The organism is Vibrio limimangrovi (assembly GCF_054064025.1).
In genome coordinates this window covers 24,409-35,925 of the sequence record NZ_JBSUGF010000006.1, presented here as the reverse complement: position 1 = coordinate 35,925, position 11,517 = coordinate 24,409, and the positions used below count along the sequence as shown (strand labels likewise).

Annotated in this window: 12 protein-coding genes; 7 read left to right on the top strand and 5 right to left on the bottom strand. The window is 42.1% G+C overall.

From position 1 onward, the window contains the following. From ACWYU8_RS06090 to ACWYU8_RS06080, 3 genes are all read left to right on the top strand, one after another. A complete protein-coding gene (locus ACWYU8_RS06090) occupies positions 1 to 612 on the top strand; it encodes a response regulator (RefSeq protein ID WP_457518042.1) in 612 nt (203 codons plus the stop codon). A gap of 2 nt (positions 613 to 614) precedes the next feature. Continuing rightward, complete coding sequence (locus ACWYU8_RS06085; protein ID WP_457518624.1) at positions 615 to 1,976, top strand: GGDEF domain-containing protein; 1,362 nt, start codon at positions 615 to 617, stop codon at positions 1,974 to 1,976. Positions 1,977 to 2,160: 184 nt separating this feature from the next. Next, the gene (locus tag ACWYU8_RS06080; protein WP_457518041.1) at positions 2,161 to 3,054 is read left to right on the top strand and encodes a LysR family transcriptional regulator; all 894 of its coding nucleotides are present in this window, start codon (positions 2,161 to 2,163) and stop codon (positions 3,052 to 3,054) included. Here the strand turns inward: ACWYU8_RS06080 and ACWYU8_RS06075 are convergent. The 3 genes from ACWYU8_RS06075 to ACWYU8_RS06065 all read right to left on the bottom strand — a co-directional run bounded on the left by ACWYU8_RS06075 (position 3,045) and on the right by ACWYU8_RS06065 (position 5,715). Beyond that, positions 3,045 to 3,653, bottom strand: coding sequence for a response regulator (locus ACWYU8_RS06075; protein ID WP_457518039.1), 609 nt, complete (start codon positions 3,651 to 3,653; stop codon positions 3,045 to 3,047). The two genes, ACWYU8_RS06080 and ACWYU8_RS06075, sit on opposite strands and share 10 nt — an antisense overlap. Positions 3,654 to 3,914: 261 nt before the next feature. Continuing rightward, the gene (locus ACWYU8_RS06070; protein ID WP_457518037.1) at positions 3,915 to 5,336 is read right to left on the bottom strand and encodes a response regulator; all 1,422 of its coding nucleotides are present in this window, start codon (positions 5,334 to 5,336) and stop codon (positions 3,915 to 3,917) included. 64 nt (positions 5,337 to 5,400) lie between these two features. Continuing rightward, the gene (locus tag ACWYU8_RS06065; RefSeq protein ID WP_457518035.1) at positions 5,401 to 5,715 is read right to left on the bottom strand and encodes an Hpt domain-containing protein; all 315 of its coding nucleotides are present in this window, start codon (positions 5,713 to 5,715) and stop codon (positions 5,401 to 5,403) included. A gap of 425 nt (positions 5,716 to 6,140) precedes the next feature. On the opposite strand from ACWYU8_RS06065, the gene ACWYU8_RS06060 reads away from it, so the two are divergent. Continuing rightward, positions 6,141 to 6,863, top strand: coding sequence for a sulfite exporter TauE/SafE family protein (locus tag ACWYU8_RS06060; protein ID WP_457518033.1), 723 nt, complete (start codon positions 6,141 to 6,143; stop codon positions 6,861 to 6,863). 76 nt (positions 6,864 to 6,939) lie between these two features. Then, positions 6,940 to 7,326 (top strand): MAPEG family protein, encoded by a 387-nt coding sequence (locus ACWYU8_RS06055; RefSeq protein ID WP_457518031.1) that lies wholly within the window; start codon positions 6,940 to 6,942, stop codon positions 7,324 to 7,326. 350 nt (positions 7,327 to 7,676) lie between these two features. On the opposite strand, the gene ACWYU8_RS06050 is transcribed toward ACWYU8_RS06055, so the two are convergent. Further along, positions 7,677 to 8,585, bottom strand: coding sequence for a DMT family transporter (locus tag ACWYU8_RS06050; RefSeq protein ID WP_457518030.1), 909 nt, complete (start codon positions 8,583 to 8,585; stop codon positions 7,677 to 7,679). A 197-nt stretch (positions 8,586 to 8,782) separates the two neighbouring features. Between ACWYU8_RS06050 and ACWYU8_RS06045 the strand changes: the two genes are divergently transcribed. Next, complete coding sequence (locus ACWYU8_RS06045) at positions 8,783 to 9,238, top strand: NUDIX hydrolase (protein ID WP_457518028.1); 456 nt, start codon at positions 8,783 to 8,785, stop codon at positions 9,236 to 9,238. An 8-nt stretch (positions 9,239 to 9,246) separates the two neighbouring features. Further along, the gene (locus tag ACWYU8_RS06040) at positions 9,247 to 9,804 is read left to right on the top strand and encodes a GNAT family N-acetyltransferase (protein ID WP_457518026.1); all 558 of its coding nucleotides are present in this window, start codon (positions 9,247 to 9,249) and stop codon (positions 9,802 to 9,804) included. 47 nt (positions 9,805 to 9,851) lie between these two features. On the opposite strand, the gene ACWYU8_RS06035 is transcribed toward ACWYU8_RS06040, so the two are convergent. After that, entirely contained in the window at positions 9,852 to 11,255 is a 1,404-nt protein-coding gene (locus ACWYU8_RS06035; protein ID WP_457518025.1) for a DASS family sodium-coupled anion symporter, read from the bottom strand. Between the last annotated feature and the right edge of the window lie 262 nt (positions 11,256 to 11,517).

The following is an 11,517-nucleotide window of genomic DNA, read 5'->3' as shown; positions in this document are numbered from 1 at the left end:
ATGAATAAATTGAATTGTTTAATCTTCGACGATCACCCTCTTGTTTGTGTTGCTATTAAATACTTGCTGGAAGAATTGGGCGTGGCAAACGAAGTGGTAACCGCAACTTCTTCAAAATCTGCGCTGACAGCAATAAAAGAAGACGATATCGAACTACTCATTTTAGATGTCAATTTATCCGACTGTGATGGCTTTGATTTCTATAAACGAATTAAATCACATGGATACGCAGGAAAAGTTATCTTTTTTTCTGCAGAAACGAGTCAAATGTACAGTCAGATGGCATTTCGTTCGGGCGCTGACGGATACGTTTGTAAGTCAGAAAATCACGAAATACTCAAAGATGCTATCGAGGCGGTATCAAAAGGTTACTCTTTCTTTAAATTCAGGCAAGTTTCAAGCGAAGCCAGAGATCTTCCACAGTTATCGAGCAGAGAAAGTTCCGTTATGAAGTACTTGCTGCAGGGAAAATCAAATCGCGATATTGCTGAGGTATTATCGATCAGCGACAAAACCGTCAGTACCTATAAGCGACGCGTTCTTGATAAATTTAATGTTAACAACATCGTTGAATTGACAAGAGTCGCAGGAGATATAAAGGACGCGGTATGAGCGTGAATCTAAGAAATCTCTCTTTGTCGTTATTTATTGCAACAACACTTTATGTAACCTCAGTGGTTGCGATTGGTGCATTGCTTTTCTCTTATGAAACAAAGCAGTTCCACTCCTATGTAGAAGGGGTGTCAAAAGTAAAGCAGCAGGTTATTCTGCTGGGGTTACTCACGGAGTCGCAACTCAAGCAATATGAAGGGGCGACGATAGAAGAGGTTGAATCAAAGACAGATTATAGTTTTCAGGACGCGATTTATTCACTCAACCCCGATGAGAAACTAAACTACGTAGAAACTGTCGCCCGTAAAGTATTCCACCAAGCAGAAGAGTATTTGTCGAACGTATACAAGGAGTATTCTTCCATACTTTATTTTCGCTCCTATACAGGCAATAAGCTCATATTGGAGCGACCAGAAGATGGCCTGGAAAACAATAAAAGTGTGTTTGACCTGGAAGTATGCAAAGTATCCATCTCTTGCGTATTGACCGCTTGGAAAGGGCAATTATCGGACAGAGTCTTATTCTCTAAGCCTTTTAAAAGCAGTGTGACTAATGAATTCGCTATCAGTATCATGAGTCCTATCTATTACAACGATGAGTTAGTGGGTGAGTTTTCCACACAGATGAATCTGACTGTGTTATACAAAGAAGGTAAAGCGGTAGATTCCGTCATTGACAATGGTAACAAACAACTCATCATTTACTTCCCTGATTATCCCTGGCGTCAGTTCGCCTATACCCAGTCTTTTATGGCAGACAACAATAACTTAATTGTGTATCAGTACCCGTTTAGCAAAGTGTTGGTGGATTATAGTTATCTGTTTTTTATCTTTTTTATTGTTAGCCTGTCCTACTTATCTAAGGCCCATGAGTCGAAAGAGAACCAAACACGGTTAAAAGTTGCACTGAATGAGTCGACAACAGATGAGTTAACCGGACTATCGAATCGTAAACTGTTTAAGGATGATTCCTTTCATAATCGTTTGACTGAAGGGCCTTACACGGTCATAGCGATAGATGGCAACCGGATCAAGAGAATTAATGATCGATATGGGCATCACGTGGGTGATGACGCCATTGCCATTATTGCCGAATCAATGCAGAAGGTGTTCCGAAATAGTGATTACCTTGTCAGAACCGGAGGGGATGAGTTTTTGGCCATCTTACCTGGTTGTAGCCTAAGTAAGGCCTCCTTGTTGGCTAATAAACTACAGGAAGTCGTAAAGGATAACCGCTTAAAAACGCTTGATATTGAAATTAGTGTGAGTACTGGCTTAGCAACAAATACGCAGTATGAAACTCTTGAAGAGGTCATCATCAGAGCCGATGAAGAGTTGTATGAAATGAAAAAAAGGCGAGATTGAGACATTAAGTCAAGCATATTGAAAACGTTCACTGCAGTGCTGTTAATTTCGATATCCACATAACTATCTGATAAATTTGACCTAACGGTAACTTTAGTCTTTTATATTAGGGCAGCCACTTATTTTCATAGGTGGCTGCCTTACTTTTCTGCGAAAGAATATTGGACGTAAGTGGTGCCTCATTTTGAATAAAGAACTCGACCTGAATTTATTAAAAATACTGGTGTTGTTAGAAAAACATCGTCAGCTAAAGCCTGTTGCAAGAGCACTAGGGAAAAGTGAAGCTTCGATCAGTAAATACCTTGCTCGATTGCGGCTTCAGCTTAACGATGAGCTTTTTATTCGCCATCCGCACCATTTGGAACCAACAGACTTCCTGAAACGACAATTGCCTGAAATCGCTGAATCACTGGATCAGTTAGAAAGATGCTTGGTCCGTTCTGAATTTCGACCAGAAAATTACGATAAAGAGATTACAATTTCCTTACCGCAAGTTGCTCAGTATTCATTTGGCCACCATCTGGCTAAAGAACTCATGGCGCTGTTTCCCAAAGCGCATATTACGATGATGACCAACAATGATCATACCGTTGAAGATATATTACTCGGCAAAGTAGATGTGCAATTGCATTACTTTAATGATGAGTTGCCGAAATCCATTTATCAGCACTTTATTGGTTATGCACCAGTTGTCGTGGTGGTGCCAGAAGAGTTGGATGTTACTACAGTGGAGCAAGCGACACAGTTACCTTTTGTCATGCTAGGGATGCTAGGGTGGAAAGACAAGGATCCCATTATCCAGCGAGTCATGGTAGATAAGGGTATACCTATCAATCGCGTTGCCACGTTTGATAATGTGAGTACCGTTTTGAAATTAGTAAAAGAGATGGGAGCTGCAACGGTTCTTCACGAGTTCCAATCCCCCATAGACGGGTATCGTTTTATACGCGTGCCTGAATCGTATTTTCCGCATGGGCGGCCAAAGGTAGTTTTACAGATGAAGCAGAGTCACCGTTACGATGCAGTGCACCAACTGTTAGCTGGTGCAATTGCTAAATATATGCCGATTCAACCGTAAACCTGAACTTGCTCTGATTTCGGAAGCGTATGCAGTAATTCGATAAGCGACGTCGCATGGTACTTTTTCAAAATTCTTGTTTTATAAGTACTGATGGTTTTCGCACTTAAAGAGAGCTGTTCAGAGATACGTTTGTTCGAGTAGCCCTGTGCGAGATAGTGGAATACCATCGCTTCTCTTTTCGACAAGGCGATATTGTTGGACGATGGTGTGTGGCGTAGTTTAAACATCGAATAGCCACGCGAAACACTGACAATAGCATCCATAATGGTTTGCTTAGCTTCATTTTTGTTCAAAAATCCATCCGCTCCAAGGTCATATGCGGCTTTAGAAAGGCTCGAATAGTCTTTTGAAGAAATGAAAAGGATTTTACCCTGGAAGCCAGTAGCCAAAATGTTTTTGGCTAGACGCATACCGTCGCGGTCACCAATCACGACATCTAATATAATTAAATCAATCCGTTGATTTCGAACTAAATCCATCACTTCTGAACTATTTGTTGACTGTTTTACGTCAGCATTGTCCATGACACTTTTTACCAGAGAAGCAAGGGCTTCGCTGTAAAGTGGTTGTGCATCAATAATAAGAACGTTTTTCACACTGGACCTCATTTAATTTTTTAACTTAATTGTCTGTCCGGATACAAATTCGTCGGATTGATTAGGATTGTAGGAAAAATCTGGTTCAAGTGAAGGAAAATGACATTTTCAAAAAATGAAATTCACCTCTATAAAGGGGGCTTAATATTGAAAATAATCACGTTGTTGAAACGCGATCGACAAAGAAGGAAAAGGCCATTAAATGTCTATTAATGGCCTGATTTAAATTGTTTTCAATAGCGCTGTGAGAGTTTGTTGTCGCTAAGCGAGAGTGGTTACCGCCTGAGTGCTCTGACCATTTTGCACATGCTCGCGTAGCTTGTACTTCGCATACAATTGTTTTCTTATCACATCGACTCTGGCCTTTGCCTCAAGTAAGCGTAATTCTAATTTTTTCAACATATGGATCTGACTACGACGAATACTTGGGTGTTGCAATTCAGAAATCGAAGCGCGCGCTCTTGGTAAAATCAGTTCCATCTCATTTAATAATGAGCAACGCTCAAGCAGCATACAAAGGTGGTAAAGGTCGTAGAAGTGCGTTAAATCTTTTGCATACAATACCTGCTTGACGTTGGATTTTGCCGTGCTGAGATCTCCCCTAATGAGAGCAATGTGTGCAGAAAGTAAAATAGAATGCGTGTTTAACTGGCTGTCATTTTCTATATCACTGATTAACGGGTTCAGCCCCGACAATAAGCTGTTGAAACAGACGCTCAGTGGGTTATCCAGAGCACGATACAGATAACATCGCGTAAAGTTGAGTTTTGTATAAATGTCATTTCTGAACGTGTGAAGATTCTTTTCGTAATAACGCTGAATGTAAGTGACAGCATCGTCGTATGACTCGTTCGCCAACGACAAGTTGGTGATCACCAATTCGCGCTCAGCACCGGAATCAAGCAACATGATGGATTGTTTTAAGTGTTTAAGGGCGGTTGGGAAATCATCATTTTCAACGGCTATTTTTGACATCTCGTCGTGATAAGAGGGGTTGCCCTGTTTGTTGTGAACGGTATCCAGCACCTGACGTGCCTGATCCAGCTTTTCGCTTTTTATCAAAGTATTGGCAAGAGCAACCTTCATCCAGTCTAGACCGAATTCGTTATTGAGTTGTTCATATTCTATAAGCGCGCGATCAAATTGTTTGTTGTTCACCATGGCAGTTGCACGCCATTTTCGAATGTAAACGTCATATTCTGGGTGAGCGGGAAGTAAGGCGTTACTGGCTTCAATCGTTCCTGCAAAATCGAAGGCCTGAAGTTTTTCAAAAATGGGTAAAAGAGTATTTCTTCTCTTCATCACTGCTGATAAACGATCACAAAAGCTTTTATCGTTTATTGGTTTTAATAAGTAGTCATCAGCTTCACTGTCGGCGATGGTTCTGACAACTTTTGGATTATCTTCGCTGGTGAGAAACACAAATGTGGTATGCGCAGGCAGCGTTCTTGTATGTTTTAATTCTTCCAGTAGCTGGGAACCATTGATAGGTGCCTCAAAGTTGTAATCACTGATGATGAGATCAAAATCCATTTGCTGACACAAATTGATAACCTCACAAGGGGTATGAGCACAGTAAATGTCATTCTTCCCTGATTGACTAAGAATAGATGTGATGCAACTCGTAATGATTTTCGAGTCATCGGCGATCAGAATCTTACACGTATCAAGATTAAGAGACATAAGCGCTATCCTCTAGGAGTCAAACGTAATTAATGAGATGAACATATTGGAATATCTGACAATGCTAGTAACAATACAGCTTCGTCGATGTTGGCTTCTTGATGCTTTGAAGCTTCCAGTCCTGAACATCTGTGATACTTTGCTGAATCTCTTTCACCAGAATGGACAAAGCATTTGGATAGTCAGGTGACTCCAACTTGCCAAGCGCTTCGGCCGTTCTCGCAATTTGACTAATTTTTTTTAAACCTATTTGTATAGTGCCACCTTTTATCTTGTGGACTACGGTTAAAGTCGAAGCTATCCCTATGGGGGAGACTTCCAATAACTCTTGCAGCAAAGAGAGATCCTGCCCCATGGTTTCGATGTACACGTTTGCCATATCAACTCGCCTATCTTTAGGAAAATTGAGTAACCACCGGGTATTTAAGGAAGGGTTAGAAGTCATATAATTTGAGGTCATCAGGTGTTAGAAAACAGACCTGATCGTGTACAATTTGACCAGTCAGGTCAAGGGTGCCGGCGTTTGCTTATTTTTCTTAATACATTGAAATAATTAATTTATTTCCATTGTCGGAAGATTCCTACTTAAACTTGGGAAGTCATGAACAACGGCAGTCTTGCTCTTACAATGTATAAAAGAAGATGTATAAAAGGGCAGCGAAGTTATCCAAGCACCTTTACGTAAGCACTTATATACGTTGTATTTTAATCGACTTTAATGAATGCTACATACGTTAAGCTTGCCAAACACCGTTAAGTACGTGGCTAGCTTCTGTTGTCCCGTTAAATATAAGAATGATCTCGATGGAATTCGACACAATAAACCCGGTAGCAATAGGACTCATTTTCTTGGGTTCCTATGTTCAAACGGCAATTGGCTTTGGCTTGGCGATTGTTGCTGCACCTCTACTGATTATCTGGTCTCCAGAGTATGTACCTGCACCTATCTGTTTGGTTGCACTGTTTATTTCATTGATGAATGTGATGAAGCATCGTAGCAGTGTTGAAATAGGCGGTTTAAAAATGGCGTTGATCGGCCGTATTCCAGGTTCTATTGCTGGTGGAGTTATGCTGTTCTTTGTATCTACGGAAGCACTCACATTATGGATTGGTGCGCTGGTGCTGTTTGCCGTTCTGGTGAGTGTGCTGCCATTTCGAATTGAGCCTACACCGCAGCGCATGACGTTAGCTGGTTTCTTTTCTGGGTTGTTTGGCACCAGTTCGGCGATTGGAGGGCCGCCAATGGCATTGTTGTTACAACATCAAGAAGCCAATCAGTTACGCGGTAACCTATCAGCTTTCTTTGTCTTTAGTTCGATCATTTCGCTTATCGTCCAGATTCCTGCAGGCTTTTTTACACTACACCATCTGATTCTTACGCTTCCACTGTTACCTGCTGCTGCACTTGGTTACTGGTTGGCAATGAAAACGACTCAGTCTCTGCCGAAAGAAAAAATCCGTGCTGGTGCGCTTTTGTTGTGTTTTGTCAGCGGTTTTACTGCGATCGTTCAAGGATTAACTCACTAGGTTTTGCGCGCAGCATAGAAATGTAACTTGAGTATACTTAGGTTACATTTTGTCAGGTTCATAAAAAGGAACAGATATGATCACCGCTCTTTATGCCAGTGTTTTAGCTGTACTGCTTGTCTGGTTGGCTATCCAAGTCATCAAGCAAAGACGAGTCAATAAGGTTGCCTATGCCGATGGTGGGGTAGAAGCGCTTCAAATAGTGCGCACTGCGCAAGGTAATGCCAGTGAATATATCCCAATTACTCTGATTCTAATGGCGTTATTGGAGTTCAATGGTGCAAAACCGGTGTGGATTCACCTGACTGGTGTCATATTTGTTATTGGACGAATGATTCACGCCAGAGGCATTCTTAAACAGAGTTTTAAAGGGCGCGTGAAGGGGATGCAATTGACTTTTCTTATTATTACCGCGCTAGTGGTTCTGAATTTGATTTACCTTCCGTATGACAAGCTCTGGTAAGTAACTCAACATTGCCTCCTGATTTGTTTTTAACAATCTTAACGATAGTATGGTTTCTGTTTGCTAAATGCTAAGTTTGCTTTGCAAATTGCAACAAAATGCTTAAGCAAATTATCGCTATTGATGTCGATTCAATAAACTTGGTTGAATATCAGGCACATGTTGCATGAGCAATAACTGGCATAGATAGTGCTATGTATAAAGTGACCCTTTTTAAGCCGAGGGTCACCTAGCCAACTGACGTTGTTAGTGAACCCAATTGTTCACATATACATACCGCCAATCACAGCATTGTGGTTGGCATTTTTTTGCCTGTCATTCAGTGGCTGCGAGTTTTGTCGTTATCTCATTTACGATGCGCTTCGGCTTAAAAAGGGCAATCGCAGGTGTCGGCCAAACGCGTTAATCAGTGCGCCAGTCACTATTAAACCACCACCAATATAAGTCCAGACCGAAGGCAGTTCATTGAAGATCACAATACCAATGAGTCCTGAGAAGATAATCTGAATATAAGAGTACGCTGACGCTTTGCCCGCTTCCTGAGTTTGCATCGCTTTGGTCATTCCCAACTGACCGATTTGTGTAAAGATACCAATCAATACCAGCATGACGGTCAGGTAAAGGTCTGGCATAACGAAGTTATCACCCATTAATAAAATGGATGTAGGTAGAGCGACCAATGGGAAGTAAAAAATAATAACGGAACTGTCTTCTGTCTGACTGAGTTTTCTTACGATCACGTAAGCGACAGAACTGCACAGCGCACCCGTAATAGCAGCAGCAACACTCAGCGTTGGCAGTACGTTCTCTGCTGAGGCTCCGGATTCAGGACGTATCATGACATACACGCCGAGTAGACATAAGGCGATACAAATGAATGTCGAAGATTGAATGCGCTCTTTTAAGAAAAACACTGCGAGTAAGGCCGTAAAAGCGGGGTGAATATATTGGAAGATAGTCGCCTCTGCCAAAGGTAATGTCGTTACTGAATAGTAAACACATATCAGTGCTACCGTGCCGACTGCACCGCGTGTGAGTAACAAGCGTTTATTATTTCCCCAGATTGAAATACGCTTACGTTTGACGTCTAAGTAGCTGATTATCAGAGAAACCAGTGCCCTTGCTGCCACGATCTCAAAGACCGGAAGACCGTATTGGCCGACATGTTTCACTGTCGCAGACATTAAGGCGAAACCAAAGGCAGAAAGAACCATAAAGCGCACACCAATGGGAATCATGGTGCTTGATGAATTAGACATGCGAGTGCTCATTTGTTGCGTGAGGTCTCACTTTAACATACTAAATGATCAAAATAATCTACTAGATAAAAACATATCCGCCGATAAAATAAGAATGTATTTACATAATCAATTAAGCATTCATCACCGATAAATGTGTTTACTGACTTTTGAGCAGTACGACAACAAAATATGAACATAGCGCTGAAGGTATAGCCATGATTCCAATACAAGCTTCCCATGTATCAGGCGTAGTCATCTCAGAAATCGACGGCATTCAGAAAATGTTGTTATTAAAACGTGTCAAAGGTGGTTACTGGTGTCACGTCGCTGGCGGTGTCGAAGAAGGAGAGAAGGGTTGGCAAACCATTCTCAGAGAGCTCAAAGAAGAGACGCAAATTCAAGAAGTAGAGCTCCACACGGCCGACTTTTTGGAGCAGTTTTATGAAGCTAAAAAGAACCGAATAATGGTGATCCCTTGCTTTGTTATTTTCTGTGTTCCTAACCAACGTGTCACACTGAATCATGAGCATACGGACTATCGCTGGTGCTCGCTAGATGAAGCGAAACAATTAGCGCCCTTTGCCAATCAGCATCAACTCTATGAACACGTGTGGATGCACTACGTGGATAAAAAACAGTTAACACCTTTTACGTTGATAGAACAGAAATAAAGGCTCCTATGTTTCGAACAGAACAATTACAGCAACGCTTTTGGGTATCAGACCGAATATCGATAGAACCATTATCCAAAAAACACGCTTCTGTACTGCTAGACGTAGTGAATACCAATCGCAAGAGGCTTGCTGGTTACTTGCCTTGGACCGATATTGTCACAAACCGACGAGAAGCTTGTCACTACATATCTCAAAGAGTTAGCACTAACGCTGTTGATGCATATTGGGCTGCTATTTACTTTGATGGTCGTTTTACAGGTGTTATTGGGTCGAAAGGGGTTCATCCAGAAACCCGGGTAACAGAAGTGGGTTACTGGTTGGCGGATCAGGGGAGAGGCCATAATGTTATTGATCAGGTTCTGCTTGTGCTTATTCATTACCTTAAAGAAAGAGGAAACGCTCATTCGATCCAGTTCCACTGCTTAGAAGACAATTTGGCAAGCATAAAAATAGCGGAGCGTTCCGGTGCAAAATTAAAACATTACTTGGATCATGACTTTGATATGCTCGATCGTTCCAAGCGGATTGGTGTGTATGAGTTGCTGTTAAACGTGAATGGATAAAAAACCGCCAATGAAGGCGGTTTTTATTTTAGAGGTAAATGAAGGCGTTACCAAAGGCCAAGTAGTTTCCACCATGCGCCACCCACGAAGATGAAGACTGGGATAACGATGAGTGAGAAGATGAAACCAATTTTCCACCAGTTTTGCAGAGTGTGGAAACCAGCACCAAACAGAATCGGTGCAGGACCTGATGAATAGTGAGTCGTTGACATGTAAAGGTTACTGAAAATAGCCAATACGATAGCGGCCAGCATAGGTGGAGCACCAGCAGAAATCGCGATAGCAAGAAAAGCAGAATACATGGCGCTGATGTGAGCCATGGCACTTGCCATCAGGTAGTGGCTGTAATAGTAAACCAGCAAGAGAACGACGAGGGTCGTGACCCAACCGAAGCCAGATAAGGACTCGCTCATTGATTGGCTGAACCAGCCGATAAAGCCAAGGCTATTTAGTTGAGCTGCCATCATCACTAATACGGCGAACCAAGTGATGGTGTGCCATGCTTCTTTTTCACCAAGTACGGCATCCCATGTAATAGTACGGGTAAGAAGTAAGAACACTAAACCCAACAATGCGGTTACGGTCGCATGAATGCCTAATGTTGGACCAAGTACCCACAGTGTCACCATACCGATGAAGGTAATGCCGACCATGATCTCATCACGCGTCATCTTGCCCATTTCTGCTAGTTTTTGACGAGCAATCTCACGCATCTCCGGAGTTTTCTTCAACTCAGGTGGGAACACTAAGTACATAACTAGCGGGATAAGGAATAAACACAGTAGCCCAGGTACGATAGCCGCTGCTGCCCAGCCAGCCCACGTAATCTCGACACCTTGTTCTTTTGCAAAGTTAGCTGCCAGAGGGTTACCCGCCATTGAGGTCAGGAACATCGCACAAGTGATCGCATTACATTGGAAAATACATTGAACTAAAAATGCACCAATTCGATTTTCTGTGCCTTTTTCCGGATCAGAGTCATACGCACTGGCAACAGAACGGAACAAAGGTGAGATAATGCCACCACAACGTGCAGTTGTACTCGGAGTCGCAGGAGCAAAGAGCAAATCGGTTAATACCAGACCGTACGCAAGACCAAGAGAGTTATGGCCTAATCGTGAGATAAACCAGTAGCCAACTCGACGTCCGAATCCAGTGGTGATAAAACCACGCGAGATAAAGAACGCGGCTGCAATCATCCAGATAGTAGGGTGAGCAAAACCAGTCAGTGCCGTTTTAATTGGTAATACACCAAGTAGTGTTGCTGCTGTTAATCCGGTTAAGGCCATCGCGCCAAGTGGCAATGGGGCAAGGATCAAACTGAGTACAGTGGTGACAAATATCGCCATCATCTGCCATGCTTGATCGGTAAGTCCTTCTGGTGTTGGGATAAACCACAATATGCAGCCTATCGCCACCAGTAGAATCATTTTCATTTTGGAATTATTCATACATCCATCTCCAAGTTTCATTTTGGCTAATCATAATGTTTGGATGTATAAGAAAACTGAGGAAAATCAATTCTCTGAACGAGTTGTCTGAGTATTTATTTAACTTGCATGTTGCGGCAACTTATTGCTGAAAATGAATTGAGAATAAACGCATTAAATTAATAAAAATCATAAAAGTCATCATTGAGACCTGGCTCAAAATTTTTTTGTGCCAGAGCCAATAATTTGCCCATACTTGCGGTAAGCTTGAACCACTCAAACT

Excerpts from the sequence above, each read along its gene's own strand:
- ACWYU8_RS06045 (WP_457518028.1), top strand. The coding sequence starts at position 8,783 with ATGATTCCAATACAAGCTTCCCATGTATCAGGCGTAGTCATCTCAGAA.
- ACWYU8_RS06035 (WP_457518025.1), bottom strand. The coding sequence starts at position 11,255 with ATGAATAATTCCAAAATGAAAATGATTCTACTGGTGGCGATAGGCTGC.
- ACWYU8_RS06040 (WP_457518026.1), top strand. The coding sequence starts at position 9,247 with ATGTTTCGAACAGAACAATTACAGCAACGCTTTTGGGTATCAGACCGA.
- ACWYU8_RS06090 (WP_457518042.1), top strand. The coding sequence starts at position 1 with ATGAATAAATTGAATTGTTTAATCTTCGACGATCACCCTCTTGTTTGT.
- ACWYU8_RS06070 (WP_457518037.1), bottom strand. The coding sequence starts at position 5,336 with ATGTCTCTTAATCTTGATACGTGTAAGATTCTGATCGCCGATGACTCG.
- ACWYU8_RS06060 (WP_457518033.1), top strand. The coding sequence starts at position 6,141 with ATGGAATTCGACACAATAAACCCGGTAGCAATAGGACTCATTTTCTTG.
- ACWYU8_RS06065 (WP_457518035.1), bottom strand. The coding sequence starts at position 5,715 with ATGGCAAACGTGTACATCGAAACCATGGGGCAGGATCTCTCTTTGCTG.
- ACWYU8_RS06050 (WP_457518030.1), bottom strand. The coding sequence starts at position 8,585 with ATGTCTAATTCATCAAGCACCATGATTCCCATTGGTGTGCGCTTTATG.
- ACWYU8_RS06055 (WP_457518031.1), top strand. The coding sequence starts at position 6,940 with ATGATCACCGCTCTTTATGCCAGTGTTTTAGCTGTACTGCTTGTCTGG.